This is a genomic window from Pseudomonas sp. 910_21 (genome assembly GCF_052850735.1).
This window is the reverse complement of record NZ_VXCY01000002.1, coordinates 332,386-359,333: the sequence shown is the minus strand read 5'-3', so window position 1 is coordinate 359,333 and position 26,948 is coordinate 332,386. Positions and strand designations below refer to the sequence as shown.

22 protein-coding genes are annotated in these 26,948 nt (G+C 62.3%); 14 read left to right on the top strand and 8 right to left on the bottom strand.

Going from position 1 to position 26,948, the window contains the following annotated elements; all coding sequences use genetic code 11:
* Positions 1 to 21 precede the first annotated feature (21 nt).
* From FW796_RS06705 to FW796_RS06695, 3 genes are all read right to left on the bottom strand, one after another.
* Positions 22 to 456: an NUDIX hydrolase gene (locus FW796_RS06705; RefSeq protein ID WP_446439169.1), complete on the bottom strand. Its 435-nt coding sequence runs from the start codon at positions 454 to 456 to the stop codon at positions 22 to 24.
* A gap of 100 nt (positions 457 to 556) precedes the next feature.
* A complete protein-coding gene (locus FW796_RS06700) occupies positions 557 to 1,903 on the bottom strand; it encodes an HD domain-containing phosphohydrolase (protein ID WP_446439168.1) in 1,347 nt (448 codons plus the stop codon).
* Positions 1,904 to 2,079: 176 nt separating this feature from the next.
* Positions 2,080 to 2,352 carry a type B 50S ribosomal protein L31 gene (locus FW796_RS06695; protein ID WP_123726025.1) on the bottom strand — a complete coding sequence of 91 codons (273 nt, stop codon included), beginning with the start codon at positions 2,350 to 2,352 and terminating at the stop codon, positions 2,080 to 2,082.
* 311 nt (positions 2,353 to 2,663) lie between these two features.
* Here FW796_RS06695 and FW796_RS06690 point away from each other — a divergent pair, with 311 nt between their 5' ends.
* From FW796_RS06690 to FW796_RS06670, 5 genes are all read left to right on the top strand, one after another.
* The gene (locus FW796_RS06690; RefSeq protein ID WP_346632539.1) at positions 2,664 to 4,283 is read left to right on the top strand and encodes an FMN-binding glutamate synthase family protein; all 1,620 of its coding nucleotides are present in this window, start codon (positions 2,664 to 2,666) and stop codon (positions 4,281 to 4,283) included.
* Between the two features lie 63 nt (positions 4,284 to 4,346).
* Complete coding sequence (locus FW796_RS06685) at positions 4,347 to 4,631, top strand: putative quinol monooxygenase (RefSeq protein WP_346632540.1); 285 nt, start codon at positions 4,347 to 4,349, stop codon at positions 4,629 to 4,631.
* 76 nt (positions 4,632 to 4,707) lie between these two features.
* Positions 4,708 to 5,004 (top strand): cupin domain-containing protein, encoded by a 297-nt coding sequence (locus FW796_RS06680; RefSeq protein WP_346632541.1) that lies wholly within the window; start codon positions 4,708 to 4,710, stop codon positions 5,002 to 5,004.
* A gap of 274 nt (positions 5,005 to 5,278) precedes the next feature.
* Entirely contained in the window at positions 5,279 to 5,869 is a 591-nt protein-coding gene (locus tag FW796_RS06675) for a papain-like cysteine protease family protein (protein ID WP_446439167.1), read from the top strand.
* A gap of 8 nt (positions 5,870 to 5,877) precedes the next feature.
* Positions 5,878 to 6,471, top strand: a complete 594-nt coding sequence (locus FW796_RS06670) for a hypothetical protein (RefSeq protein WP_346632543.1) — start codon at positions 5,878 to 5,880, stop codon at positions 6,469 to 6,471.
* Between the two features lie 102 nt (positions 6,472 to 6,573).
* Here the strand turns inward: FW796_RS06670 and FW796_RS06665 are convergent, their stop codons facing one another.
* Positions 6,574 to 7,995 (bottom strand): amino acid permease, encoded by a 1,422-nt coding sequence (locus FW796_RS06665; protein WP_346632544.1) that lies wholly within the window; start codon positions 7,993 to 7,995, stop codon positions 6,574 to 6,576.
* Positions 7,996 to 8,487: 492 nt separating this feature from the next.
* Here FW796_RS06665 and FW796_RS06660 point away from each other — a divergent pair, with 492 nt between their 5' ends.
* From FW796_RS06660 to FW796_RS06650, 3 genes are all read left to right on the top strand, one after another.
* Complete coding sequence (locus tag FW796_RS06660) at positions 8,488 to 11,595, top strand: transglycosylase domain-containing protein (protein ID WP_446439166.1); 3,108 nt, start codon at positions 8,488 to 8,490, stop codon at positions 11,593 to 11,595.
* Positions 11,596 to 11,760: 165 nt separating this feature from the next.
* Complete coding sequence (locus FW796_RS06655) at positions 11,761 to 12,333, top strand: PadR family transcriptional regulator (RefSeq protein ID WP_346632546.1); 573 nt, start codon at positions 11,761 to 11,763, stop codon at positions 12,331 to 12,333.
* Complete coding sequence (locus tag FW796_RS06650; RefSeq protein ID WP_346632547.1) at positions 12,330 to 13,115, top strand: siderophore-interacting protein; 786 nt, start codon at positions 12,330 to 12,332, stop codon at positions 13,113 to 13,115. Before FW796_RS06655 ends, FW796_RS06650 begins: the two co-directional genes overlap by 4 nt.
* Positions 13,116 to 13,277: 162 nt before the next feature.
* On the opposite strand, the gene FW796_RS06645 is transcribed toward FW796_RS06650, so the two are convergent.
* Together FW796_RS06645 and FW796_RS06640 are read right to left on the bottom strand one after the other, a co-directional pair.
* Positions 13,278 to 13,946 carry a Pr6Pr family membrane protein gene (locus FW796_RS06645; RefSeq protein WP_446439165.1) on the bottom strand — a complete coding sequence of 223 codons (669 nt, stop codon included), beginning with the start codon at positions 13,944 to 13,946 and terminating at the stop codon, positions 13,278 to 13,280.
* Between the two features lie 8 nt (positions 13,947 to 13,954).
* Positions 13,955 to 14,185 (bottom strand): VF530 family protein, encoded by a 231-nt coding sequence (locus FW796_RS06640; RefSeq protein WP_016966714.1) that lies wholly within the window; start codon positions 14,183 to 14,185, stop codon positions 13,955 to 13,957.
* A 263-nt stretch (positions 14,186 to 14,448) separates the two neighbouring features.
* On the opposite strand from FW796_RS06640, the gene FW796_RS06635 reads away from it, so the two are divergent.
* The gene (locus tag FW796_RS06635) at positions 14,449 to 16,485 is read left to right on the top strand and encodes a TonB-dependent receptor (protein ID WP_446439164.1); all 2,037 of its coding nucleotides are present in this window, start codon (positions 14,449 to 14,451) and stop codon (positions 16,483 to 16,485) included.
* Between the two features lie 68 nt (positions 16,486 to 16,553).
* On the opposite strand, the gene FW796_RS06630 is transcribed toward FW796_RS06635, so the two are convergent.
* A complete protein-coding gene (locus FW796_RS06630) occupies positions 16,554 to 17,942 on the bottom strand; it encodes an aminotransferase-like domain-containing protein (RefSeq protein WP_446439163.1) in 1,389 nt (462 codons plus the stop codon).
* Between the two features lie 310 nt (positions 17,943 to 18,252).
* Here FW796_RS06630 and FW796_RS06625 point away from each other — a divergent pair, with 310 nt between their 5' ends.
* From FW796_RS06625 to FW796_RS06615, 3 genes are all read left to right on the top strand, one after another.
* On the top strand, positions 18,253 to 19,455 hold the full coding sequence (locus FW796_RS06625) for a benzoate/H(+) symporter BenE family transporter (protein WP_446439162.1): 1,203 nt from the start codon (positions 18,253 to 18,255) through the stop codon (positions 19,453 to 19,455).
* A gap of 223 nt (positions 19,456 to 19,678) precedes the next feature.
* Positions 19,679 to 21,052: a carbohydrate porin gene (locus tag FW796_RS06620; protein ID WP_404940094.1), complete on the top strand. Its 1,374-nt coding sequence runs from the start codon at positions 19,679 to 19,681 to the stop codon at positions 21,050 to 21,052.
* A gap of 117 nt (positions 21,053 to 21,169) precedes the next feature.
* Positions 21,170 to 23,590, top strand: a complete 2,421-nt coding sequence (locus tag FW796_RS06615) for a glucose/quinate/shikimate family membrane-bound PQQ-dependent dehydrogenase (RefSeq protein ID WP_346632552.1) — start codon at positions 21,170 to 21,172, stop codon at positions 23,588 to 23,590.
* Between the two features lie 878 nt (positions 23,591 to 24,468).
* Here the strand turns inward: FW796_RS06615 and FW796_RS06610 are convergent.
* Entirely contained in the window at positions 24,469 to 25,410 is a 942-nt protein-coding gene (locus tag FW796_RS06610; protein WP_446439161.1) for an IS110 family transposase, read from the bottom strand.
* A 668-nt stretch (positions 25,411 to 26,078) separates the two neighbouring features.
* Here FW796_RS06610 and FW796_RS06605 point away from each other — a divergent pair.
* Both FW796_RS06605 and FW796_RS06600 read left to right on the top strand, forming a co-directional pair.
* Positions 26,079 to 26,399: a hypothetical protein gene (locus tag FW796_RS06605; RefSeq protein ID WP_102880781.1), complete on the top strand. Its 321-nt coding sequence runs from the start codon at positions 26,079 to 26,081 to the stop codon at positions 26,397 to 26,399.
* Between the two features lie 232 nt (positions 26,400 to 26,631).
* Positions 26,632 to 26,925, top strand: coding sequence for a hypothetical protein (locus FW796_RS06600; protein WP_123724667.1), 294 nt, complete (start codon positions 26,632 to 26,634; stop codon positions 26,923 to 26,925).
* Positions 26,926 to 26,948 lie beyond the last annotated feature (23 nt).

Here is a 26,948-nt window from a genome sequence, read left to right as displayed (position 1 = left end):
GCAGTCCTTGGCAACGGGGAGTCAGGCGAGGCTCGCCTGGGCCTTGCGATAAAACGGCAAGATCAGATCCCGTGTCAACGGCGCCAGGAATAAATCACCATCGCCGGCCGGATCGATCCAGCGCACCTCCTCGATCTCCGCCGCCGGGGTCACCGCAGTGTCGATGCGAACAAGAAAGACCTCGGCCTGCACCACATGTCCAGGCTCGTTGGCCGCCGGTGCGCAAAACTGTTGCAGATAGCGGGCTTGGCTCGGATCGATGCGCAGGCCCAGTTCCTCCTCCAGCTCTCGGGCCAGGGCCTGCACCGGCGGCTCGCCGGCTTCGATCTTGCCGCCAGGCTGCATGAAGGCCTGGGTGCCGCGCTTGCGCACCAGCAGGGTCTGGCCATCGGCCCCCAGCAACAGAGCAGCGGCGATACGGATGATGGAGGGTGCAACGGCGGAAGACAGCGACATGGGAACCTGAAAACCTTGAGAGCGAAGGCGCAAGGATCACATGTCCGGCAGCGGGCCGTCATCCGCCAGCGATATTTTTCCCGTTGTTGGAGCCCTCTTTTCAGGCCCCCGACTGCTGCTCCCGCGCCAGTTTGACGAACACGCTGTAACGGGCGCCCTCCATGGTTTCAAAGGCGATCAGTTTGTCCACCAGGGGCAGGCTCAGCACCTTGCCGGCGTTGAGCAGAAGCATGCCGTTGTCGGCATTCAGGTTACGCGCCAGCACCATGCCCGCCGCCAGCTCCCGGGTGCCGAGGACCTTGACCGAAGGGTCACCCAGAGTCACATCGCTGAGGTAGACCGAGCACACTTGGATAAACCCCTCCACCAACTCGGGGTCGTACAGCCGGCCGGCGTACTTGCGGATGAACACCAGGGCCTCGTCACTGTTCATGTGCCGTTCGAGAATCAGGCCGCACTGCAGTTCGATGAAGTCCACCGCCAGCTTGAGCAGCCGCGAGCCCAGGGGAATCGCCTCGCCCTTGAGGTGATCGGGAAAGCCACTGCCGTCCCAGTGCTCCTGGTGATGGCGGATCAGGCGTGCAGCATCCTGCACCGGCTCCAGGGTCATCAGCAGGGATTCGCTTTGCGCCGGATAGGCCCGATAACGATCACGCTCATGGTGATGCAGCCAATCGGCCGGGGTGATCATCATGCTGTCGCTCCAACTCAGCTTGCCGATGTTGTGCAGGGCCGCGGCCATGGCCAGGTCGCGCTGAGCCACGGCATCGATGCCCTGGATCTTGCAGTAGGCACGCACCAGTTCGATGATCCGGCGATTGGTCTGCTTGTCGCTTGGCAGACGCTGGTTCACCAGCAGCGAGAACAGCTCGGCGCCTGTGGCATAGCTGTGCTTGAGCTCCTCATAGGCCAGGTCGAGCATGTCGGCGGTTTGTTGCAGCTCCGCGGTGCGCGACGCGACGCGTTTTTCCAGCAGGGCATTGAGGGCCTTGAGCTCAGCGTTCTGCTCTTGGGTCAGAGCTTCCAGGCGCTGGCGCTCACGTTCGGAATGCTGGTGCTCCAGTGCCTGGCGCAAGGTCAGCAGCAGTTCCTGGTCGTCCCAGGGCTTGCTCAGGTAACGGTAGATTTCCCCTTCATTGATCGCCTTGGCGATCAGTTTCAGGTCCGGGTCACCGGTCAGCAGGATGCGCGTGGTGGCCGGATAGTGCTGGTGAATGCGCGCCAGCAGGGTCGGGCCATCCATCTGCGGCAGATGGGCGGAGCTGATCACCAGGTCCACCTCCCGGGTGGCCATGATCTTCAGGGCTTCGCTGGCGTCGTGGGCAAGATGCAGCACGTAGGAATGGGAGCTGAGCAGTTGGTGCAGGCGCTGCAGGATCGTGTCCTGGCTGTCCACCAACAGAACCTCGGGCAGGCGTGTGACTGTGGCAACGTTCAGCTCACCCATGAGACACCTCGGGTCAACATCGATGCACATGTCCTTCATTCTTTTTACTGACAACACTGATCCTTGTTGCCTGTTTCAAGCGTAGAAGAATTTCCGAGGGCAATGATGGCTTTTTAATACCATCCGTCCGCTGAAAGTGCTCCAACGGACGGCGGCGCGAATGGACGCCAAGGACCTCACTTGGCAGCGGCTTTACCGCTGGAGCTGAAGGACGCAAAACGTTTGTTGAAACCGGCGATACGGCCTTCGGACTGGGTCTTGCGCTGCTGGCCGGTGTACACCGGGTGCGAGGCGCTGGAAACGTCCAGGGTCACGTAGGGATAGGTCTGACCATCACTGTGCTGGTAGGTGCGGTCGGTATCGACGGTAGAGCCGATGAGGAAAAACACGTCGGCGGCAGTATCGTGAAACAGCACAGGGCGATAGTCGGGGTGGATGTTGGGTTTCATCGGAGTCTCCAGCGGCTGGGGTGAAAAACAAGTGTTATACAGTAACAACAAAAACCGCCTTAAACGAGAACTTATCGCAATAAGCCCCTACAAAAGTGGTCTGACTCCTGCCTCGTTCCCCCGATTCAGGCTTGCCCGTAAGGCCCCAGCGGGCCAGTATGCTGGGCTGCAACGCTCTGACACAGCCGTGAATTCCTATAAGAAATGCCTGTGCAGCCCACCGTTCCAGCTGTTCGGTGCCGCTGTCGATTACCCGTTATCAAGGCACCCGATGCCTGATTGACCTGATGAGTCCGAACCAAGGAAACCGTATGAGCCTGTCACTCCTGAGCCGCTACGCCTTCTTTGCTGCCTGCGTGATATTCACCCTCGCCAGCCTGCCTTTTCTCGAACACGACTGGCTCTGGCCATTCACCCTGGTCACCGGCCTGCTGAGCCTGCTGGGGATCTTCGATCTGCTGCAAAGTCCCCACGCGGTACGTCGCAACTATCCGATTCTGGGCAACATCCGCTACCTGGTCGAAGGCATCCGTCCGGAGATTCGCCAGTACCTGCTGGAATCCGACAGCGACGCCCTGCCCTTTTCCCGCGCCCAGCGCTCCCTGGTGTACTCACGAGCCAAGAATGAGAGCGCCGACAAACCCTTCGGCACCCTGATCGATGTCTATCAGTCGGGCTTCGAGTTCATCGGCCACTCCATGCGCCCGGCTCCTCTGAGCGACCCCAGCAGTTTTCGGGTCACCGTCGGCGGCCCGCAATGCACCCAGCCCTATTCGGCGTCGGTGTTCAACATCTCGGCCATGAGCTTCGGCTCCCTGAGCGCCAACGCCATTCGCGCCCTGAACCAGGGCGCCAAGCTCGGCAACTTTGCCCACGACACCGGTGAAGGCAGCATCAGCCCCTATCACCGCGAGCACGGCGGCGACCTGACCTGGGAACTGGGCAGTGGTTACTTCGGCTGCCGCACCGCCGACGGGCGCTTCGACCCCGAGCGCTTCGCCACCCAGGCACAGAACCCGCAGGTGCGGATGATCGAGATCAAGATGAGCCAGGGCGCCAAGCCGGGTCACGGCGGCATCCTGCCCAAGCACAAGGTCACTCAGGAAATCGCCGACACCCGCGGCATCCGCATGGGCGAGGATTGCATTTCGCCGTCGAGCCACAGTGCGTTTTCCACCCCCATCGAAATGATGCATTTCATCCAGCAGCTGCGTGAGTTGTCCGGTGGCAAGCCGGTAGGCTTCAAGTTCTGCCTGGGCCACCCGTGGGAATTCATGGGCATTGCCAAGGCCATGCTGGAAACCGGCATCCTCCCGGACTTCATCGTGGTCGACGGCAAGGAAGGCGGCACCGGCGCGGCACCCGTGGAGTTTACCGACCACATCGGCGCGCCCATGCGTGAAGGCCTGCTGTTCGTCCACAACACCCTGGTGGGCCTGAACCTGCGGGACAAGATCAAGCTTGGTGCCAGCGGCAAGATCGTCAGCGCCTTCGACATCGCCAGCGTCCTGGCCATTGGCGCCGACTGGGCCAACTCGGCCCGAGGCTTCATGTTCGCCATCGGCTGCATCCAGTCACAAAGCTGCCACACCAACAAATGCCCCACCGGTGTCGCCACCCAGGACAACCTGCGCCAACGCGCCCTGGTGGTGCCGGACAAGGCCCAACGGGTGTATAGCTTCCACCGCAACACCCTCAAGGCCCTGGCGGAGATGCTGGCCGCCGCCGGCCTGCAGCACCCGTCGCAACTGGAAGCCAAACACCTGGTGCGACGCATGTCCGCCACCGAAATCAAGCTGTTCTCCCAACTGCATGTGTTCCTCAAGCCCGGCGAATTGCTCACCGGCGAGGTCAACGGCGAGTTCTACTCGCGCATGTGGCAACTGGCCCGGGCCGACAGCTTCGAACCCAACACCGAAGCCGCCGCTTAAGCCCCATTGCCCAGTGCTCCCCGATCGCCGGGGAGCGCCGGGCGTCACCCAAGGAAGATTGCAATGCTCAAGGTCATCGCTGAAGATTTCATCCAGCCCGAACACCTGGAAACCGTGCGCCCGTGGTACGCCGAACTGGTGGAAAAAACCCGCCAGGAACCGTTGTGCATTGCCTACGATCTGTTCGTCGATCAGAAAGACCCGGGGCACTTCATCTTCGTCGAACAGTGGCCGGACCAAGCAGCCCTCGACGCTCACTGCAACACCGAACACTTCACCCGGTTGGTACCGCAGATCAACGCCTTTCAAACCCGCGAATGCCGCGTGTTGCTGATGGACGAATTCTAGAAGCCGACATCCTCCCGATGCTTGACCGGACCACCGAAAGCAGACCGAACCACCACTGACCTTTCGGAGTGCCACCATGCCCTTGCTGTCTTTCGAGCAACTGTCCCGCCAACTGCCCGGCCCCTGGCAATCCTCGCTGGTGGGCCAGGTCGGCCCGGCCCGCATCAAGGTCCTGCGCATGGACCAAGCGCCCTACCCTGAAGAAACCCACGACTACAACGAAGGCCTGCTGGTGACCCAGGGCTGCCTGCGCCTGGGCATTGGCCAGGCCACTGTAGAAGTGCTGGCCGGTCAGATGTACCTGGTGGAAGCCGGCCAAGCCCACAGCGTACTGCCCGGCAGCCACGGCACCCTGGTGATCATCGACGTCTAGCCTCAGTCGACACTCAACAAGGGGCCACAACCCGGACCGGGGCCGGCTGTGGACGCCCCCTTTATCAGGGACATCCACGCCCGCATCAATGCATAAACGCATAATTAAATTGCATTGACGCATATTCCGTCTAAGGTTGCTTGCAGACCCGGCCAGCGCACGCCATCGAGGCTGGCACAGCGCGGCACCCAGCGCCGGGTCCGGCTACTTGCTGTAGCCCCAGAGGCAACAACGACACCAGCCGGAGGCTGGTTTTCATTCATGGAGGATGAACATGTTAAGCACTACCTTGACCCCCACTGGCAACCCACCGGCCCTGCCCCAATGCCTGGCCGGTACGCTGATCGATCTGCAACTGGCTGAAGTCGACCCACGCGCCGAGGCTGCGCCCCAGGCCGGCGCCCGACTCAATTTCAGTGTGCAGCCGCAGACCCAGAGCAACTGGTGCTGGGCGGCCCTATCCGCCTCGGTCGGCAACTACTACGGCACCGGCTCCTGGACCCAGTGCGGGGTAGCCAACGCCGAATTGGGCCGCAACTCCTGCTGCAGCCAGCCCGGGCCATGCAACGTCTACGGCTACCTGGACTCGGCCCTCAGAACCACCCGCAGCTATGGCGGCATGCGGGAAAACCGGATGCAGATGCCGGCCATCGAGAACCAGCTCGGCATGGGCCGCCCCGTCGGCCTGCGCTGCGCCTGGTATGGCGGCGGCGCGCATTTCCTGACGATCTACGGCACCGACGGCAACTACATCCTGGTCGCCGACTCCATTTTCGGTTACTCGACCCGTGCCCTTAACAGCTTCCCTGGTTCCTACAACGGCGGCGGCAATTGGACTCACACCTACTTCACCCGGAAAAACTAGGAGGCGTCATGCAACTGACTTACCCCAAGGCGCCCACCCACGGCGTCCAGACCTTGCACCCAGCACTGCAGGCGGCCCTGCGCACCCAGGGTTTCGGTGTCAACCGCGCCTTTGCCAATGCCGGCACCCTGAGCCTGTCACAGGCATTTCGTGGCTACGCCCTCAGCCTGGAGGACCTGGCCAGCGGCAAGGGCCTGGACCAGGCCACAACCGGGGACTGGCATTACCTGGTGTTCGCCGGCGGCGTATCCATTGCCGACGCGCAACTGACGGAAGTGGCCGGCAAGGTCGAGTTCGCGGCGCTCAATCACGGCGCTCTGGCGGCGTCCGCCATCAGTGCCCTGAACCTGGCGGAACAGGCCCCCCTGCTGCTGGGAAAATCCTGCGAGTTGAGGTTGCTGTTCATCCCTGCCCTGCAGGTGACGGCGATCTGGCTGCACGCAGCCGATGCCGAAGTGCTGATTCCCATCGATCCCACCCCGGTGAACCTGGCAGCCCAACAGCTCTATGACGCAGCGGCGCTATTGAGCCTGCTGACCCCCTTGGCCCGACAAGCCAAGGCGGTGTTCGATGCCGATACCAGCGGCACCCTGGGAGGCTGAACCGCGGCAAAAAAAAATCCGGCGGCCCTGGCGGGACGCCGGATTCTTCAGGTCAGGCCGTTGGCCCGGGATGCTCAAGACAAGAGCCTCCCGGGCGAGGGATCACGACGCCGAACGCACCGCACCCTGCTGGGCGTTGGTGGGCTGCAGCTTGAACAGGTAGAACAGCACCGTCAGCAGCACCAGGAACGCCGGGCCGACATACAGCGCCACACGGGTGTCCGGGAAGTAGGCCATCAGCCCCACCACCAGCACCAGGAACGCCAGGGCCAGGTAGGAACTGACCGGGTACAGCCACATGCGATATTTCAGCGCAGCACGCTCGCTCGGGCTCAGGCCCTTGCGGAACTTGAGCTGGGCCAGAAGGATCATCACCCAGGTCCAGATCGCGCCGAAGGTGGCAATCGAAGTCACCCAGACGAACACTTTCTCCGGCACCCAATAGTTCAGCAGTACGCCAAGCAGCAAGGCGAAGATCGACAGCAGCAGCGCGCGACGCGGCACACCGTTGTTCGAGGTCTTGGCGAAACCGGCCGGGGCCTGGCCGTTCTGCGCCAGGCTGTAGAGCATGCGCCCGGTGCTGAAGATGCCGCCGTTGCAGGAGGACAGTGCTGCAGTGATCACCACGAAGTTGATGATGCCGGCAGCCGTCTTGATCCCCAGGCGTTCAAAGGTCATCACGAAGGGGCTGCCCTGGGTGCCAATCTCGTTCCATGGGTAGATCGACAGGATCACGAACAACGCGCCCACATAGAACAGCAGGATGCGCCAGAACACCGAGCCGATGGCATTGGGAATGGTCTTCTGCGGGTTGCGCGCTTCACCGGCGGTGAGGCCGATCATCTCTACGCCCAGGTAGGCGAACATTACCATCTGCAGGGACATCAGCACGCCGGTCACGCCGTTGGGCATGAAGCCGCCGTGGGTCCACAGGTTGGAAATCCCCAGGGCCACGCCGTCGTTACCGAAGCCGAAGGCAATGATGCCGACGCCGCCGATCACCATGGCGATGATGGTGACGATCTTGATCAGGGCAAACCAGAACTCGAACTCACCGAAGGCCTTGACCGCGATCAGGTTGATCGAGCCCATGCTCACCAGGGCCGCCAGGGCCCAGATCCAGCGCGGCACATCGGGGAACCAGATGCCCATGTACACCGCCACCGCGGTGATTTCCGCGACACAGGTCACCAGCCACAGGAACCAGTAGTTCCAGCCGGTGAGAAAACCCGCCAACGGGCCCAGGTAGTCTTGTGCGTAACGGCTGAAGGAGCCGGCGACCGGGTTATGCACCGCCATCTCGCCGAGGGCGCGCATGATCACCAGAATCGCCAGGCCGCCGATGATGTAGGACAGCATGATGGCCGGACCGGCCATTTCGATGGCCTTGGCCGAGCCGAGGAACAGGCCGACGCCGATACAGGCGCCCAGCGCCATCAAGCGAATATGCCGTTCGCCGAGTTCGCGTTTCAGCGGGCCGCCCTGAGCGGTCTCGCCGTGGGGCAGTTGGTTGCCAACTGACATAGAGATACAACCTCATTTTGTTATTGGATATGAACCACCGAGTCTGCGAAGCCATGGCGGATAGCCATAGCGTGCTCAACCGGACCGACCTTGTGGGACGGCGCGTCTGTAGGACAAGACCTGCCAGATCAGCGGGGTGCGCAGTATAAAAAGCTCCCGACAGGGCTTTTCACTCTATAAGTAGCTAAATTCAGAGAGAAATCTCGGCAAATACCGCTTTCGCGGAGAAGCATTACCTGCTTTTTGCCCTTAAACCTCACTCGGAAAGGGCCGGAAGTATTGCACAGCCCTGGTGCATCGTCATGCCCCTACCTAGGGCGTATTTACCTGGAAAAAAGGCTCTATCACAGCACTTTCCCACCGACTCCAGATCAGCCCGGTTGCCACGGCCCGGTTCGAGGACAAGTTGCTTTCACAATTTCTTCACCCGCGGCCACCACCGACTAAGCTTCAGACAAGTCCGATCAATCTGCGTGAATGGATCAATCGACTATGGGCGCTCTGTGGCAGACCGATTCGCGTAAAACCGCAGTGCCAAACCACAGCGAGGACGAAGCGCCTATACCCAAAAAAACCGGACCGCGCCGTTATGCCTGGCGCCTGTTCTGGCTGCTATTGCTGATTGCGCTGATCGCCCTGGGGGTCGCCGCCACCCGGGAAATGCGGACCTCCAAGCTCCAGGCCCGGGAATTCAGCAAGCTGGCTCGTGACTTGAGCTATTCCCTGCAACCTGGCCCCAGCGATGCCATGCTCTATCCCGGCGCCGGCCCCTTCGACCGGCGTCTGGGCTATAGCGCCCTGGGTGAGTTCCTGCCACGTCTGCTCAAACGCGGCTACCTGATCGACGCTCAGACACGCTTTTCCCCGGCGTTGATGGACTACAGTAAAAACGGTTTTTTCGTGCCCTATACCGAGAAAATCCAGGCCGGCCTGTCCATCACCGATTGCCGCGCCGCGCCCCTGTATCAATTCAATTACCCGCAACAGCTGTATGCCAGCTTCGCCCATATCCCGCCCCTGATGGTGCACAGCCTGCTGTTCATCGAAAACCGCGATCTGCTGGACCCCAAGCTGGCCCAGGCCAACCCGGCAGTGGATTGGCCGCGCTTCGCCAAGGCCGCCTGGTCCCAGGTGGCCAAGCTCCTGCACCTGCCCGGGCAGACCGCTGGCGGCAGCACCCTGGCCACCCAGCTGGAAAAATACCGCCACTCACCCGATGGCTTGACAGTGTCCGGCGGTGAAAAGATCCGCCAGATGATTTCCGCCAGCGTGCGCGCCTATCAGGATGGCCCGCAAACCCTGGAAGCCCGGCGCCGGATCGTCCGCGATTACCTCAACAGCGTGCCGCTGTCGGCAGTTCCCGGCCACGGCGAGGTACATGGCATGGCCGAGGGCCTGCGGGTCTGGTACGGCGCCGATTTCGATCAGGTCAACCAGGCCCTGGCCAGCAACGCCACCGATGCCAGAAGCCTGGCCCAGCGTGGCCTGGCCCTGCGTCAGGTGCTGTCGCTGATGATCGCGCAACGCCGCCCCTCCCATTATCTGGTCAAGGGGCACGCCGAGCTGGCGGACCTCACCGACAGCCATATCCGCCTGCTGGCGCAAAACGATGTCATCGATCCCGCCCTGACCGCCGCGGCCCTGGCCAGCAAGGTCAACTACCGCGACTGGCAGCAGCAGCCGACGATCCAGCCGATCGAAACCAACAAGGGCATCAGCGTGGCCCGCAGCCGTTTGGCAGCGCTGCTCAACCGCCCCCTGTACGACCTGGACCGCCTTGACCTATCGGCCACCAGTACCTTGCAGAGCGACCTGCAACGCCAGGCCACGGAGTACCTCAAGCATCTCGCCGACCCTGCATTTGCGGCACAGATCGGTGTGCTCGGCGAGCGCCTGCTGACCCCCACCAGCACCACCCAAGTGCGTTACAGCTTCACCCTGTTCGAACTCACCCCCGACGGCTCGCGGGTGCGCGTGCAGACCGACAGCACCGACCAGCCTTTCGACATCAACGAAGGCAGCAAGCTGGAATTGGGCTCCACCGCCAAGTTGCGGGTGCTGACTACCTACCTGCAGATCATCTCCGAGCTGCACGACAAGCACGCCGGGAAAACCCCGGCCGAACTGAAGAAGGTTGTGGTCAATGACCAGGACCGCCTGAGCCGCTGGGCCATCGACTACTTGATGCAGAACAGCGACCGCAACTTGCCGAAGATGCTCGACGCCGCCCTGGACCGCACCTACTCCGCCAGCCCCGGCGAAGCCTTCTTCACCGGCGGCGGGGTGCATCACTTCCACAACTTTCGCAACGAGGACAACGGCCGCAGCCCGACCCTGCGCGATGCCCTGCGCGAATCCATCAACCTGCCGTTCATTCGCCTGATGCGTGACCTGGTGCGCTACAGCACCTACGGCGGCGACAGCGGCAGTGCCGAGTTGCTCAAGGACGACGCCAACCCGCGGCGTCAGGAATACCTGGCACGCTTCGCTGACCGCGAGGGCACCTCGTTCCTGTTGCGGTTCTGGAAGAAGTACCGCAACAAGGACACCCAGGCACGCCTGGACACTTTTCTCGACGGCATGCACCCCACGGCGATCCGCCTGGCTGCCGTGCACCGCTACCTGCTGCCGGACGCCAGCCAGGAAAGCTTCAATCGCTTTGTCCGGGCCCACATGAAAAACGCCAAGACCGGCGAAAAGCTCACCGATGAGCGCCTGGACAAACTCTATGCCGGCTATGGCCCGGGGGCCTATGACCTGCCGGACCAGGGCTACATCGCCAAGGTCCATCCCCTGGACCTGTGGCTGCTGGGCTACCTGATGAACAACCCCGACGCGACCTTCAGCCAGATCGTCAAGGCCAGTGAGTTTGAACGCCAGGAGGTCTACAGCTGGCTGTTCAAGAGCCGCCATCGCAGCGCCCGGGACAGCCGCATCCGCACCATGCTGGAGATCGAAGCGTTCCTGGATATTCACCAGCGCTGGCAGAGCGTCGGTTACCCGTTCGACCACCTGGTGCCTTCCCTGGCCACCGCCATCGGCAGTTCCGGCGATCGGCCGGCGGCTCTCGCCGAGCTGGTAGGCACCATCCTCAACGACGGCGTGCGCCTGCCGACCCTGCGCATCGACAGCCTGCACTTTGCCGCCGGCACGCCTTACGAAACCCGCCTGAGCAACGACCCAGGCAAGGGCAAGCGCGTGATGCCTTCGGAGGTCGCCACGGCCCTGCGCGGAGCCTTGTCACAGGTGGTGGATGCCGGCACCGCGAAACGGGTATCCGGCAGTTTTAAACTGGCGGACGGTACGCCGCTGGCCATGGGCGGCAAGACCGGTACGGGCGACAACCGCATCGAGGCCATTGGTGCTGGCGGCCGGGTGCTGAGCTCCAAGTCCATCAACCGCACCGCGACCTTCGTGTTCTACATCGGCGATCACCACTTCGGCACCCTCACAGCCTATGTGCCGGGGGCTTCGGCCCAGGGCTTCAAGTTCACCTCGGCCTTGCCGGTGCAGGTGCTCAAAGGCATGGCGCCGATTCTCATGCCCTACCTGCAGCCTGGCAGCAGCACCCAGTGCCTGGGCAGCCTCGCGCAACGCTGAATCCCTCCGCTTGCCAGACCCTCCACGCCATTCCATGGCGTGGATCGCCCGTCCATTGCGATTTTCCATCTCCGACCAACGGCAGCTTTGAGCGGCACAGAAGTGCTTGCGCAATTCTTAAGATATATCTTAAGTTATGTCTAAATCGAACAGGAGAAAGAGAAAATGAGAGAGCATCCTCACCACCGCGAACACGGTGACGGCCACGACAGTTTCGAGCGCCGTCCCGCTCGTGAACGCGGCGGCCGCGGCCCCCGGGTGTTTGCCCCCGGCGATTTGAAGTTGCTGCTGCTGGCGTTGATCGCCGAACAGCCCTGCCACGGCTACGACCTGATCCGCCAGATCGAAGGCATGTTCGACGGCGCCTACAGCCCGAGCCCCGGAGTGATCTATCCGACCCTGACCTTCCTGGAAGAAAGCGAAATGATCCAGGGCGACGCCGAAGGCGGAAAAAAACGCTACAGCGTCACCGACGCCGGTCGTCTTTCCCTTCAGGAGCAGGCCATTGCCCTGGACGGCGTGCGCATGCGCATCGAGGTCAGCAAGCGTTCCCTGCGCGGCCACGACCGCCCCGCGGAAATTCATGAGGCGGTGCACAACCTGCGCCACGCCCTGCAAATGCACCATGGCCGCTGGAGCCCGGAAGAAATCCTCCGGGTACGCGACCTGCTGAACAACACCGCCAAGGCCATTGTCGATGGTCCTGTCAGCCACACTGCCCAGGAGAAATCCGAATGACTGCAACCCCAGAGCCATCCATTCACCGGGTCATGCACGAGATCAAGCGCCGGCGCCTGGAAGTCTTGCGCGTTGTCGACCTGACCCCGCGCATGCGCCGCATCACCCTCGGCGGGCCTGAGCTGGCCGGCTTCATCAGCCTGGGCAGCGACGACCATGTGAAGCTGCTGTTCCCGCAGAACGCCGAACAGCAAGCCGCCCTGGAAACCCTGGTGCTGGGCCCGGGCAAGGACAGCGGTCCGATGCCCGCCATGCGCGACTACACCCCACGCCGCTACGACCTGGAACAGGGCGAGCTGGACATCGACTTCGTGCTCCATGGCGACGGCCCCGCCTCAACTTGGGCCGAACAGGCCAAGCCGGGGCAGTACCTGCACATCGGCGGGCCGCGAGGTTCGATGGTCGTGCCGGACATCTTCGACAGCTACCTGCTGATCGGTGACGAAACCGCACTGCCGGCCATTGCCCGACGCCTGGAAGAACTGCCGGCCGGACGCCAGGTATTGGCGGTGATCGAGGTTCAGGATCGAGCCGAGCGCCAGGCACTGCACAGCGCCGCCGAGATCGAGGTGATCTGGGTGGAACGTGATGGCGGCGGGCAGGACCTGATCAGCACTGTGCGTCAATTGCAGGTCCCGCAAGGCAAGCTGTACGCCTGGGTGGCCACCGAGAGCAAGGTCTCGCGCCAGGTTCGTCGAGTGCTGCTGGATGAGCACCGGCTCAACGACGAGTTCGTCAAGGCCGCCGGTTACTGGCGCCTGGACGGCAGCGAAGAAGAATAACCCCGCCTCACGGTAGGCGCTGGCTTGCCAGCGAAGGCGTTCTCAAGGGCCCCTTCGCCGGCAAGCCGGCTCCTACGGAGTGGCCGGGAATGCATTTCCCTTGTAGGAGCTGGCTTGCCAGCGAAAGCGGTCTCAAAGGCCACGTCGCCGGCAAGCCGGTGCCTAGCGGGGTTGCGGAGGGTGTTTGCCCAGCCAGCGATCCAGGCCCAGCAACAGCAGCGACACCAGGACGAATCCCGCCAATATGCCCAGGGCATTGAGCAACACCTGGGGGTAGCCGAGCTTGTCCACGGCAATAAAGGGATAGGGGTACAACCCCAGCAAATCCCCGCGCAAGAGCAGATAGGCGAAATACAGCATCGGGTAAAGCATCCATAAGCCGATGTGCCTCAGCCGCAGCCGCCCCTTGGGCACACAGCACCACCAATAGATCAGGAACAGCACCGGCATCACGTCGTGCAGCAGCTCGTCCGCCAGCCATTGCCAGCCCTGGGGATGCCACAGGTGACGCAACAGCAGGCTGTAGGCCAACCCCACCAGGACAATGCTCGCCGCCACCGCGCCACTGACCGGCGCACGCAGCATGAACGCCTGCCCCCGGGAAATCCGCAGATTCAGGGCACAGGTCAGCACACTGGCCACCAGGGTATTGCTGAGCACGGTGAAGAAACTGAAGAAGTTCACCAGCCCGCCCAGCAGGCTGGCACCGGCCTCCCAGCGCAGCAACAGGATCAAGTACAGCTGAACCGTCAGCCCCAGCCAACCCAACACTGCGGCAATGGCGATCAGCCCGCGTCGGCTGAACAGCCTCTGCAGCCATACACCGGTCATGGAATTCCTCAGAGCGGACGCTTGGTGCGCTGCAACTTCACGTAGAGCTTCTCGACCTTTTCCCGTGCCCAGGGCGTCTTGCGCAGGAAGGTCAGGCTCGACTTGATGCTCGGATCACTCTTGAAGCAACGGATATCGATGCGCTCGGCCAACCCCGACCATTCGTAGTGTTCCACCAGCGCCTTGAGGATCTGTTCCAGGGTCACGCCATGCAGCGGGTCGGTTTGGGTATCGGTCATGCCAGGCCTTCGGGGAGAAAGATGAGGAAGCCGCGCACCTTAGCCGAGGGCATGCGCCCACGCCAGAGCGCTGTTTTAACTGTAGCCGCCGTCGGCAACCACGGTGCTTGAGCATGAGAAGCAAAAAGTTCCTGGCTTTTTGAAATAAAAGAGATGTTATATTGTATCAATCAATAACAACTCACCTGCATCCTGGGCACCCCCGTGTCCCGCCTGTTTTCTGACTCAAAGCGCGCTGCGCAACGCTTGCCAAGGAATGACCGATGTCCCTCTCAGTCCCTCGCCCTTCCCGCTCTTTACTGTGGCGCCTGTCGCCGCTGTCCGCCGCCTTGCTGATTGCTTCCCAGGCCCAGGCCCTGGATTTGCCCCAGCAAGTCATCACCGCCAATCCTCTGGGCAGTACCCAACTGGCCGCACCGACCACCGTGCTGGAAGGCGAGCAATTGACCCTGGAACAGAAAGGCAGCCTCGGTGAAACCCTGAACAAGCAGCCGGGCGTGTCCTCGTCCTACTTCGGTCCCGGCGCCAGCCGCCCGGTGATTCGTGGCCTGGACGGCGACCGCATCCGCATCCTGCAAAATGGCGTCGGCGCCCTGGATGCCTCGTCGCTGTCCTACGACCACGCCGTGCCCCTGGACCCGGTCAACGTCGAACGTATCGAAATCGTTCGTGGCCCGGCAGCCTTGCTGTACGGCGGCAACGCCATTGGCGGGGTCATCAACAGCTTCGACAACCGCATTCCCACCGAAGCCATCGAGGGCATTCACGGTGCCGGTGAACTGCGCTACGGCGCCGCCACCACCCGCAGCAGCGCCGGAAAACTGGAAGCCGGCGACGGTACCTTCGCCCTGCACCTGGACGCCAACTCCCGGCAGTTCAATGACCTGAAGATTCCCGGCTACGCCCGCAGCCGCCACGCGCCGGCGAGCGAAGATGGCGACGGCAAGAAAGGCCGCCTGGGCAACAGCGACGGTCGCCAGGACGGCGGCGCCATCGGCGGCTCCTACACCTGGGACGACGGTTATGCCGGCCTGTCCTACAGCAACTACGACTCCAACTACGGCTCCCCCGCCGAAGACGACGTGCGTATCCGCATGAAGCAGGATCACTACGCCTTTGCCTCGGAGCTGCGCAACCTCCAAGGCCCGTTCAGCTCGCTCAAGTTCAACGCCGGCTACACCGACTATGAACACCGGGAGATCGAAGGCGGTGAAACCGGCACCACCTTCAAGAACAAGGGTTACGAGGCGCGGGTCGAGGCTCGGCACCTGCCCATCGGCCCGCTGGAAGGCGTGGTCGGTGCCCAGGTCAATCGCAACGAGTTTTCCGCCCTGGGTGAAGAAGCCTTCGTGCCGAAGACCGATACCAACAGCGGCGCCCTGTTCATTCTTGAAGAACTGCAAGCCACCGAGCGCCTGAGACTCAGCCTTGGCGGACGCCTGGAACACACCACCGTGGACCCGGACGGCAAAGGCAACGAACGTTTTGCCCAGGCCAATAAGTCCAGCAGCTTTACTGCCGGCAGCCTGTCCTCCGGTGCGGTCTATACCCTGACGCCGGTCTGGTCCCTGGCCGCCACCCTGGGCTACACCGAACGCGCTCCGACCTTCTACGAGCTGTATGCCAACGGCGCCCACGTCGCCACAGGCACCTATGAGCTGGGCAACGCCAAGCTGTCCAAGGAAAAGGCCGTGTCCAGCGACCTGGCCCTGCGCTTCGACAACGGCACCCACAAAGGCAGCGTCGGGGTGTTCTACAGCCACTTCTCCAACTACATCGGCTTGCTGGGCACGGGCCGAACCCTCAACGATGAAGGGGAAGAAGATGCAGACGGAATTGCGGAATACGCCTATTCCGGAGTACGGGCACGCTTCACCGGGATCGAAGCCCAGGACCGCTGGAACCTGGGAGAAAGCGCCTACGGCAAGTTCGCCCTGGAGCTGTCCGGCGACTACACCCGGGCCAAGAACCTCGACAATGGCCAGGACCTGCCACGCATTGCTCCGCTGCGCCTGAACAGCGGCCTGCTCTGGGAACTGGATCGCTGGCAAGCACGCCTGGATGTCCAGCATGCCGCCGGCCAGGGCCGAGTGCCGGACCACGAAAGCAGCACCGATGGCTACACCACCTTTGGTGCCAGCGCCGGCTATCGCTTCGACATTGGCCGTAGCCAGTGGCTGGCCTTCGTCAAAGGCGAGAACCTGACCAACCAGACCGTGCGCTACGCCAGTTCGATCCTGCGAGATATCGCGCCGGCCGCCGGGCGCAGTGTGGAAGTGGGGTTGCGTACTACCTTTTAAGGCCCTGTTCGCCGGCAAGCCGGCTCCTACAGATCCGCGTAGGAACCGGCTTGCCGGCGAAAGCGGTCTCAGCAATAACGTCGCGGGTCAGCCTCGATCAAGCTGGCCAACTGAGTCAGGGCAAAACGCAACTCGTCCTGGGTCGTAGGCGACATCAGCACCACCCGCACACAACGGGAGCTGGCACCGCGTTCCACCTGGAACTGGCTGCCGCTCATCACCAGCACTCCATTGGCTCGGGCCAGGGTGGCGAACTCATCGCCAGTCCAGGGCTCCGGCAAGGTCAGCCACAGGTGATAGCTGTGGGGCTGAGTCTGGATCTCCAGACCGGCAAACACTTCCCGGGCAATCGCCTGGCGCGCTGCCGCTTCGTTACGCTGGGTCTGTACCAGCTTGCGGTCCAATCCCTCGACAATCACATTGCTGGCCAGTTGCGCGGTCAGCGGCGACGGCATCCACACACTGCTACGGACCATCGAGCTCAGCCGCGACAGCAACTTGGGCGGGCTGTAGAGATAGCCCACACGCAACGCCGGCATGATCGCCTTGGACAGACTGGTGAGGTACACCGAACGCTGCGGCGCATAGCTGGAAAGCGGTTTGATCGACGGATCGGTGGCGAGGAAGCCGTAGATATCGTCGTCGATGATCAGGAAGTCGAACTCTTCGGCAATCGCCGCAATCTGCGCCCGGCGCTGGGGTGACATGATCGCCGTGGTGGGGTTCTGGCAACTGGCGACGCACACCAGCAGCGCCGGCTTTTCCCGTAGGCACTGCTCGCGCAAGGCCTCGGGAATCATCCCCTCAGCGTCCATCGCCACGCCCCGCAGGCGCCGCTCCAGGCCATGGGCCACGGAGATGATGCCCGGGTAGGTCAATGATTCGCAGAGCACCAGATCGCCGGCATTGCTCAAGGCGCTGATAGCCACCAGCAACCCGTGCTGGGCGCCGGCAGTCATCACCACCTGTTGCCAATGGGCTTCGGGCAAGGAGTGGCGCAGCCACTGGGCACCGGCTTCACGATGAGCCGGATGACCACCGTCGGGGGCGTAGTCCAGGGCACGGCCGAAGTCGCTGCTGCGGGCCATGCCCACCAACGCGCCGCGCAACCAGTACTCCAGGGTTTCGCTGTAGGGCTTGATGATCGACAGATCCAGGGCTTCGGACTGCCCCAGGGACAGGGACGGCGCACTGGAACCTTCCGGCAACTCTTGCGGCGGTTGCGCCAGCACATAAGTACCGCGCCCCACCTCTCCCTGCACCAGGCCACGACGCTGGGCTTCGCTGTAGGCACGACTGACGGTGCCAGGGGTGACGTTGAGGGTCACCGCCAGCTCGCGCAAGGTCGGCAAGCGGTCACCGTCGTTCAACAGGCCGCTGCCGATGTCCCGCGCCAGGGCGTCGGCGATGGACAGGTAAACCGGCTGATTGAACTCGCTTAACTGGGGAACCCACATGGAGGCTGATCACCATCGGCTGCTTTGAAGTGGACCGGAGCATATCACAGGCTTGCACTCGCCCTAATATCGACTCAATCAACCTATTGATTCGATCAACAGGCAAATGAAAAAACTGCAGGAGACTCGAAAAAATATTCATTACAAAGATAAATATCTGTAAATCAATACGTTACAAACGAAAAAGGAGTGTCTCAGGTTCATCCACCTTGAGAAACGATTGAATCGATTCAATTCATTGAAATACACTCAATCAACGCCAACCCAATCGAATCAATCCTTCTCTCACCCCACCCCCAGTCGAGATGCCATGCACAGTCTCAGAAAGGACCTGTCCCTCTCCGCCGTGATTGCCGGCCTGATCGCCGTGATCATTTCCTACGCCGGCCCCTTGATCATCGTGTTCCAGGCCGCCCGCGAAGCCCACTTGCCCAGCGATCAGGTGTCGTCCTGGATCTGGGCCATCTCCATCGGCAGCGGCCTCACCGGCCTGCTGCTGAGCTGGCGCCTCAAGGTGCCGGTGATCACCGCCTGGTCAACTCCGGGCGCGGCGCTGCTGGTGTCGATGCTGCCCACGGTGTCGCTGCCCCAAGCCATAGGCGCCTATATAGTCGCCTCGCTGATCATTGCCGTGGTCGGGCTGTCCGGGGCCTTCGACAAACTCATGAGCCGCCTGCCCAAAGCCATTGCCGCCGCCATGCTGGCGGGCATCCTGTTCCGCTTCGGCGCCGGACTGTTCACCTCAGTCACCCTGCAACCGGTCCTGGTACTGGCGATGATCGCCGCCTATCTGCTGGGCAAGCGCCTGTCGCCACGCTACGCGATTCTGGCAGTACTGCTGGTGGGCTGCGCCGTGGCCGCCGGCCTCGGCGAGTTCAACGGCGGCGCCATTACCCTGGCGGTGGCCCAGCCGATCTTCATCGCCCCCGAATGGAGCTGGCACGCCATCATCAACATCGGTCTGCCCCTGGCCCTGGTGACCCTCACCGGACAGTACGTTCCGGGCATGGCGGTGATGCGCAGCGCCGGCTACAACACTCCGGCGCGCTCGATCGTGTCCTGGACCGCCATCACCTCGGTACTGCTGGCGCCGTTCGGCTCCCATGGCATCAACCTCGCCGCCATCACCGCAGCCATCTGCACCGGTCGCGAAGCCCACGAAGACAAGGACAAACGCTACATCGCCGGGATTGCCTGCGGCCTGTTCTATCTGTTCATGGGCATCTTCGGCGCCACCCTGGCCTCGGTCTTCGCCGCCCTGCCCAAGGAGTTGATCGCCGCCTTGGCCGGTCTTGCCCTGTTCGGTGCCATCAGCGCCGGCCTGAGCGGTGCCATGGCCGATGAGAAACAGCGTGAAGCGGCCCTGATCACCTTTCTGGTGACCGCTTCGGGCATGAGCTTCCTGGGGCTGGCCGCGGCGTTCTGGGGGCTGATCTTCGGCCTGGTGGCGCACTTCGCCCTGAGCTATACCCGGCAGAAACAAGCCCTCGCCGAGGCAGCCACGCCGCACTGACCCCGAATGGGCCCGATTACTGTTACCGAATCCGAAACTGTTCATGTCAATAAAAGCGCTTTCTCTTGATGAGACGGCGCTTTATCCTTCGCACCCTGAAGCTGAAACGCTTCATCTTTCCTTTTGAAATCAGCGGCATGCCCCCTCGATCCAGCGTGATCAAGGCCACGCAGCCTGCCCTTGCTTCTGCCTATTCCTAGAAAAAGACCTGACTCGAATGCCTATGCCTACTTTCCAGCGCCTAAAAGACAGCGCTGTCCTGACTCCCGTCGCCCTGCCCAAGACCCTGAGCCTGATCGGCGCCCTGGGGTTTGCCGCCTGCGCCCAGGCCGCACCGGCCTTCGACAGCGACTCGCCCTGGATGCTCGGCGACTGGAATGGCACACGCACGGAACTGGCCAACAAGGGTTACGAGTTCAAGGTCGACTACGTCGGCGAAATGGGCGCCAACCTGCATGGCGGCTACGACCATGACCGTACCGCGCGCTACAGCGATCAGTTCGCCTTCGGCAGCCACCTGGACCTGCAGAAGATCCTCGGCTGGGATGACGCCGAGTTCCAGTTGACGGTAACCAAGCGCGACGGCAACAACATCAGCGACGACCGGATCAACGACCCTCGGGTCGGCGGCTTCACCTCGGCCCAAGAAGTCTGGGGCCGCGGCCAGACCTGGCGCCTGACCCAGATGTGGTACCAGCAGAAATTCTTCGACCAGAAACTCGACATCAAAGCCGGACGCTTCGGCCAGGGCGAAGACTTCAACAGCTTCCCCTGCGACTTCCAGAACCTGGCGTTCTGCGGCTCCCAGGTGGGCAACTGGGCCGGCAGCGTCTGGTACAACTGGCCGGTGAGCCAGTGGGCGCTGCGGGTCAAATACCACCTGACCCCAGAGGTCTACGCGCAGATCGGCGCCTATGAGCAGAACCCGTCGAACCTGGACCGCGACAACGGCTTCAAGCTCAGCGGCAGTGGCACCCAGGGCACCCTGTTGCCGGTGGAACTGGTGTGGACCCCCAAGCTCAACGGCCTGGCCGGTGAGTACCGCGCCGGCTACTACTACAGCAGCGCCAAGGCCAGCGACGTGTACAAGGACAGCAACGGCCAGAGCGCGGCCCTGAGCGGCGAAGCCTACCGCAGCAGCTCGAGCAAGCACGGCCTGTGGTTCGGCGCACAACAGCAAGTCACCAGCTTGGCCAGCGACCACTCCCGCGGCCTGAGCCTGTTCGCCAACGTCACCGCCCATGACAAAAAGACCAACGCCATCGACAACTACGTCCAGGCCGGTTTGGTCTACAAAGGCCTGTTCGATGCCCGCGCCAAGGACGACATCGGCTTTGCCCTGGCCCGGGTCCACGTCAACCCGGCGTACCGCAAGAACGCCCAGGCCCGCAACCAGGCCCGCGCGATCTACGACTACGACAACCCGGGGTACCTGCCGCCCCAGGACACTGAATACAGCGCCGAACTGTACTACGGCGTGCACCTGGCCAACTGGCTGACCGTACGCCCCAACCTGCAATACATCCGTCATCCCGGTGGCGTCAGCCAGGTGGACGACGCATTGATCGGCGGGATCAAGATCCAGAGTTCGTTCTGAAGCCGCGAGGCAAAAAACCACGCCATTCACAGTTTTCAGCTGAACCAAGCCCGCGCCTGATCGTCATCTACAGTGAACATGCGCGGGAACACTCTTAACGTCACGGAGAACCACACTATGAGCACTGAGGGTGCTTCAAGTCCGAGCCGCTTGCTGCCAAGCCTGCTCGGAATCTTGCTGCTGCTAATGGGCCTGGCCTTGCTGGCCGGGGGGATCAAGCTGAGCATGCTCGGCGGCTCGCTGTACTACGTCCTGGCCGGTATCGGCCTGACGCTGACCGGCCTTCTGCTGCTGGCCGGCAAACGCGCTGCGCTGGGTCTTTATGCCCTGGTACTGTTCGCCAGTACCGTCTGGTCGCTGTGGGAAATCGGCCTGGACTGGTGGCAGCTGGTGCCACGCCTGTCCCTGTGGTTCGCCCTTGGCGTGGTCCTGCTACTGCCCTGGTTCCGTCGTCCGCTGCTGCGCGATGGCCCGGCACCGATGGGCACTGCGGCCCTGAGCGTGGCCGTGGTCCTGGCTGGTGGCGCCGCCATCGGCAGCCAGTTCACTAACCCTGGGGAAATCTCCGGCGACCTGGGTCGCGACAGCGCCGACATGACCAGCACCGCGCCGGCCATCCCTGATGGTGACTGGCAGGCCTACGGCCGCACCGAGTTCGGTGACCGCTACTCGCCGCTGAAGCAGATCACCCCGGCCAACATCGGCAAGCTGCAGGAAGCCTGGCGCATCCGCACCGGCGACATGCCGACTGCCAAGGACCCGGTAGAAATCACCAACCAGAACACCCCGCTGAAGGTCAACGGCAAGCTCTATGCCTGCACCGCCCACAGCAAGGTGCTGGCTCTGGACCCGGATACCGGCAAGGAAATCTGGCGCTTCGACCCGCAGATCCAGGGCCCCAACGGCGACGATTTCCGTGGCTGGGCGCACATGACCTGCCGTGGCGTGTCGTACTACGACGAAGCCAACTTCAAGAACACCGACGCCATCAGCCAACCGGCCACCCTGTCCCCAGCGGGCCAGGCCATCGCCGCCAGCTGCCCGCGTCGCCTGTTCCTGCCCACCGCCGATGCACGCCTGATCGCCATCAACGCCGACACCGGCAAAGTCTGTGAAGACTTCGGCAACAAAGGCGCCGTGGACCTCAAGGCCGGTATCGGCCCGTTCACTCCGGGTGGCTACTACTCCACCTCGCCGGCGGCCATCACCCGCAATCTGGTGATCATCGGCGGTCACGTCACCGACAACGAATCGACCAACGAACCGTCCGGCGTGATTCGCGCCTTCGACGTGCACGACGGTCACCTGGTGTGGAACTGGGATTCGGGCAACCCCGACGAAACCGCTCCCCTGCCAGAAGGCAAGACCTACACCCGCAACTCGCCGAACATGTGGTCCCTGGCCAGCGTCGACGAGAAACTGGGCATGGTCTACCTGCCACTGGGCAACCAGATGCCTGACCAATGGGGCGGCAACCGCACTGCGGGCGCCGAGAAATTCAGCGCCGGCACCGTGGCCCTGGACATCGACACCGGCAAGCTGCGCTGGAACTACCAGTTCACCCACCACGACCTGTGGGACATGGACGTGGGCAGCCAGCCGACCCTGCTCGACATGAAGACCGCGGACGGCGTCAAGCCGGCGCTGATCCAGCCGACCAAGCAAGGCAGCCTGTACGTGCTGGACCGTCGCGACGGCACCCCGATCGTGCCGATCCGTGAAGTGCCGGCCCCGACCGGCGCAGTCGAAGGTGACCACACCGCTCCAACCCAGGCTCGTTCGGACCTGAACCTGCTGCCGCCGCCACTGGACGAGAAAGCCATGTGGGGCGCCACGCCGTTCGACCAGATGCTGTGCCGCATCCAGTTCAAGGAACTGCGCTACGAAGGCCAGTACACCCCGCCGTCGGTGCAGGGCAGCCTGATCTACCCGGGTAACGTCGGCGTGTTCAACTGGGGCAGCGTCTCGCTGGACCCTGTGCGCCAGCTGCTGTTCACCAGCCCGAACTACATGGCCTTCGTTTCCAAGCTGGTGCCGCGTGCCGAAGTGGCCGCCGGCAGCAAGCGCGAAAGCGAGACCTCGGGCGTGCAACCCAACACTGGCGCGCCTTACGCAGTGATCATGCATCCGTTCATGTCGCCTCTGGGCGTACCGTGCCAAGCGCCGGCCTGGGGTTATGTGGCCGGTATCGACCTGACCACCAACAAAGTGGTGTGGAAGCACAAAAACGGCACCAGCCGCGACAGTTCGCCGATCCCGATCGGCCTGCCAATCGGCGTACCGAGCATGGGCGGCTCCATGGTCACCGGCGGTGGCGTGGGCTTCCTCAGCGGCACCCTGGACCAGTACATCCGCGCCTATGACGTGAAAAACGGCAAGGAACTGTGGAAATCCCGCCTGCCAGCAGGCGGCCAGGCCACGCCGATGAGCTACACCGGCCAGGACGGCAAGCAATACGTCCTGGTGGTCGTGGGCGGCCACGGCTCCCTGGGCACCAAGATGGGCGACTACATCATTGCCTACAAACTGTCGGAATAAGTTTTACCGGCAGGGGTGAAAGGGGCGGCTACCTTGGGGTAGCCGCTTTTTTTTGTGTTCTGGGTAGAGGGGATGGTGTGTATATCCGGTGCTGCGGGGGTGGCGACTTATGGTTCCGCTTTTACAGCGGGGTTGGGTACATATCCGTTGCTGCGGGGGTGGCGGCTGGCGGTTCCGCTCTTACAGCGGGGTTGGGGTACATATCCGGTGCTGCGGGGGTGGCGGCTGGCGGTTCCGCTCTTACAGCGGGGTTTGGGTACATATCCGTTGCTGCGGGTGTGGCTACTGGCGGTTCCGCTCTTACAGCGGCTCACTTTTGAACAGCGCAAAAGTAAGCAAAACGCTCTGCCCCTCCACTCGGTGCCTCGCCTAGGCTCGGCATGCCCGAACTCCGGCATTGATCCGTGGGCCGCCGCCACCGGCCATCCATGGCCGGGTGGCGGCTAACCCGGCGTCCTGCCGGGTTACCCACGGCTCAATGCCTGCGTTCGGCCATCGTGGTTAACGGGGCGCTCAGGTCAAGATCAAAATCAAGAGCGCGACGGCGGCCTGCCGGCCGGCCTGAGGCTGGAGCGGTGTGTACCGCCCCCCGTGTAGGAGCTGGCTTGCCAGCGAAGGCGTCCGCCCAGGCGATGCATGTCTCACGGGCCCTTTCGCCGGTAAGCCGGCTCCTACGGACAGCGCGTAAAACGCGCTTGGCTCTGGCTTTTGATCTTGATCTTGATCTTGATCTTCAGGCCCCTTCCCAGCCGGCCGAGCGTAGGCGTTGCGTAGGGGGCAGCTCGGCAAGGATGCCGAGCTAGCCGCCACCCGGCCATGGATGGCCGGTTGGCGGCGGGCCCCCGGAGCAATGCCGGAGCGAGCAACCGTGTCGAACTTCAAGCCATTTCAGCGAAGTGTTTCTGATCGCGGATCATGGCATTCAGGATCGCCAGCAGCTTTCTCATGCAGGCAACCAAGGCCACTTTCTTGCTCTTCCCAGCAGCCAACAAATGGTTATAAAACTGTTCTATCACGGGGTTATGGCTCTTTGAGGACAGAGTTGCCATGTACAACACACTTCTTAGTTCGGCTCGACCACCCCAGATCCGCCTGCGGCCCTTAAAGATACCGCTATCGCAGTTGTAAGGAGCCACACCTACCAACGCAGCTACCTGCTTGCGATTGACCTTGCCTAGTTCAGGCAGCATCGCTAACAACGAAAGCGCGAGCACGTCACCGACACCTTTCACTTCACGCAACAAGTCATAGTTAGCCTTCCAGATCGGGGATGCCTTGATTGCATCGTGTAAATCATCATCGGTATTTTTAAGTCGCTTCTGCAACCACACAACATGCGCCTTGATGTCCTGTTGAAGTGCTTTAAATACTGCTTGCTTCAAACGCGACTGTTCCGCCACCAGCATGTCGATGATTTGACGACGTCGTACCAGCAGATCTGCCAGCTCACGAGCATGTTCATCCGCAAGTTCGCGAATAGCGGGCTTAACTGCTTGGGCAAACTCGGCAATGATCCGAGCATCCAGTGCATCAGTTTTTGCCAGTTGGCCTGTAGCCTTCGCAAAATCACGGACCTGCCGAGGATTGACGATAACAACCGGTAAACCAGAAGCGGATAGCTCAGCGGCGGCTAGCCGCTCGAATCCACCTGTTGCCTCCAGCACCACCAAAGCTGGTGTCTGTGCCTTGAGATATTTGGTTAAACGCTGAATATCGTCATGCGTGTTAAGAAACTGCTCGACCTGACCAGTCGTGCTGACAAATGAATCCAGCGTGCTCTTGGAAACATCAATTCCGACAAATGCAGAGTCTTGGTTCATGGTGATTTCCCCTGTCCAACCTTGCAGAATCGGGCTTTAAGCCCAGGCAACCGTTCGGACTAATTTAGGAAGGAGCCTGCCTCGACCCATGCTCACTCACGATCTCGAAATCCGAGGGCACCGCGTCTGAGGCAGGTAGAAATTAGCTTACAAGGGCACCCCGAGCCTCAGCGAGGGGCCCATGGAGGGGCAAGCGTTTTTGGTTCCTTTTTAGGCGTTTGTAAAAAGGGACTCGCCGTAAGGGCGAAACCGCCAGCCGCCACACCCGCAGCAACGGATATGTACACAAAAAGATCCCGGTTTTACGACTGCTTCCCCGCCGATCAAGACCAAACTCTCCCCCCTTCCCCTCAAACCGCGGTCACCGAAAATTCCTACAACTCGCGTCCAATTGCATCACCTTGTCCCTCCAAGGCGATGCCCTTAAGGTCTGGGGGTCATTGCAAATTCAGTGACAGGGGTGTGGAAGCCCCTATATCGTTAGGCGCGCAAAGCACCAGCAACCGCCAGGCATGTTTGTAGCCTGCACTTATGGTGGCTGTGCGCGGGGCACTCTTGAGTGCGCCGGGTGCCTAACGTCCCGGTCTTCCACACCTGCGTACAGCCGCCACCTAATTACGTGGAAGTGATTTTTGGCGACTCCGACTCATACGTTAGGAAGCAGACCAATGAAGAAAATCACACCCGATCCACCCATCGATACAGTGGATAAAAACGTGGAGCACTACATGCCCCTCACCAGCAACGACTACAACATCCCCGCCCTGCTGGTGGACACCCAGGCCCCACTGGACGCGCTCCACGAAGCCGCCGCCCACCGCATCCGCGCGGCCACGCAGTTGCTGGAAAACATCGCCAGCCACGACAACCTGCAGAGCAATCCCGCCCTGCTCCAGGACTTCGCTCAACTGTGCGTCATCCCCCTGCGCGACGGCTGCGACCTGCTCGACGTACTGGGCCGGCGTCTGCAGGAACAACTGCTCACCTGACCCCTGAGCCGGGCCCGGCAGCGCCCCGCCGGGCCCATCAAGCGGCCCTGATCCCCGCGCCCCCTGCGCCTCGTAATTGCAAAGCGACATTAGCCCATTTGTGCTAATCGACCCTCCCCCACCCGGGCGATATAGTGCCAAGCAACCACCCGCTCTCCCCCAACACCGCCGTTCTGCGGTGTCGGGAGCGGCTGCGCCGTTGAAAACACAACAACACCAAGGAAGACTCATCATGAAACTCCATTCCAGTGTCCGTCCTCTCACCCTGCTCAGCATCCTGGCCCTCGCCCTGGGCGGTTGCGCCATCGCCAAACCGAGCAACGACGACCTCAAGAACCGCGCCCAGACCACCCTCGGCAAGCCCGTGAGCACGGTCTCGAACGTACGCAGCGACGCGTCCCAGACCTACTTCACCGCCAGCACCAGCAACGGCGAATATGACTGCGTATTGCCCAGCGGCGGCATGGTCGCCTTCGCCACCATGGGCGGCGCAGTAGCGCTCCCCGCCCAGTGCACCAAGCAGTAAGCCGGCAGTCCCTGACTACCCAG

What these genes read in the sequence shown, in the direction of transcription:
- FW796_RS06605 (WP_102880781.1), top strand. Translation starts at nt 26,079, where the DNA reads ATGAAGAAAATCACACCCGATCCACCCATCGATACAGTGGATAAAAAC.
- FW796_RS06685 (WP_346632540.1), top strand. Translation starts at nt 4,347, where the DNA reads ATGCTCAAGGTCATCGCTGAAGATTTCATCCAGCCCGAACACCTGGAA.
- FW796_RS06700 (WP_446439168.1), bottom strand. Translation starts at nt 1,903, where the DNA reads ATGGGTGAGCTGAACGTTGCCACAGTCACACGCCTGCCCGAGGTTCTG.
- FW796_RS06625 (WP_446439162.1), top strand. Translation starts at nt 18,253, where the DNA reads ATGCACAGTCTCAGAAAGGACCTGTCCCTCTCCGCCGTGATTGCCGGC.
- FW796_RS06705 (WP_446439169.1), bottom strand. Translation starts at nt 456, where the DNA reads ATGTCGCTGTCTTCCGCCGTTGCACCCTCCATCATCCGTATCGCCGCT.
- FW796_RS06670 (WP_346632543.1), top strand. Translation starts at nt 5,878, where the DNA reads ATGCAACTGACTTACCCCAAGGCGCCCACCCACGGCGTCCAGACCTTG.
- FW796_RS06645 (WP_446439165.1), bottom strand. Translation starts at nt 13,946, where the DNA reads ATGACCGGTGTATGGCTGCAGAGGCTGTTCAGCCGACGCGGGCTGATC.
- FW796_RS06655 (WP_346632546.1), top strand. Translation starts at nt 11,761, where the DNA reads ATGAGAGAGCATCCTCACCACCGCGAACACGGTGACGGCCACGACAGT.
- FW796_RS06615 (WP_346632552.1), top strand. Translation starts at nt 21,170, where the DNA reads ATGAGCACTGAGGGTGCTTCAAGTCCGAGCCGCTTGCTGCCAAGCCTG.
- FW796_RS06660 (WP_446439166.1), top strand. Translation starts at nt 8,488, where the DNA reads ATGGGCGCTCTGTGGCAGACCGATTCGCGTAAAACCGCAGTGCCAAAC.
- FW796_RS06635 (WP_446439164.1), top strand. Translation starts at nt 14,449, where the DNA reads ATGTCCCTCTCAGTCCCTCGCCCTTCCCGCTCTTTACTGTGGCGCCTG.
- FW796_RS06665 (WP_346632544.1), bottom strand. Translation starts at nt 7,995, where the DNA reads ATGTCAGTTGGCAACCAACTGCCCCACGGCGAGACCGCTCAGGGCGGC.
- FW796_RS06680 (WP_346632541.1), top strand. Translation starts at nt 4,708, where the DNA reads ATGCCCTTGCTGTCTTTCGAGCAACTGTCCCGCCAACTGCCCGGCCCC.
- FW796_RS06610 (WP_446439161.1), bottom strand. Translation starts at nt 25,410, where the DNA reads ATGAACCAAGACTCTGCATTTGTCGGAATTGATGTTTCCAAGAGCACG.
- FW796_RS06650 (WP_346632547.1), top strand. Translation starts at nt 12,330, where the DNA reads ATGACTGCAACCCCAGAGCCATCCATTCACCGGGTCATGCACGAGATC.
- FW796_RS06640 (WP_016966714.1), bottom strand. Translation starts at nt 14,185, where the DNA reads ATGACCGATACCCAAACCGACCCGCTGCATGGCGTGACCCTGGAACAG.
- FW796_RS06620 (WP_404940094.1), top strand. Translation starts at nt 19,679, where the DNA reads ATGCCTACTTTCCAGCGCCTAAAAGACAGCGCTGTCCTGACTCCCGTC.
- FW796_RS06695 (WP_123726025.1), bottom strand. Translation starts at nt 2,352, where the DNA reads ATGAAACCCAACATCCACCCCGACTATCGCCCTGTGCTGTTTCACGAT.
- FW796_RS06630 (WP_446439163.1), bottom strand. Translation starts at nt 17,942, where the DNA reads ATGTGGGTTCCCCAGTTAAGCGAGTTCAATCAGCCGGTTTACCTGTCC.
- FW796_RS06675 (WP_446439167.1), top strand. Translation starts at nt 5,279, where the DNA reads ATGTTAAGCACTACCTTGACCCCCACTGGCAACCCACCGGCCCTGCCC.
- FW796_RS06690 (WP_346632539.1), top strand. Translation starts at nt 2,664, where the DNA reads ATGAGCCTGTCACTCCTGAGCCGCTACGCCTTCTTTGCTGCCTGCGTG.
- FW796_RS06600 (WP_123724667.1), top strand. Translation starts at nt 26,632, where the DNA reads ATGAAACTCCATTCCAGTGTCCGTCCTCTCACCCTGCTCAGCATCCTG.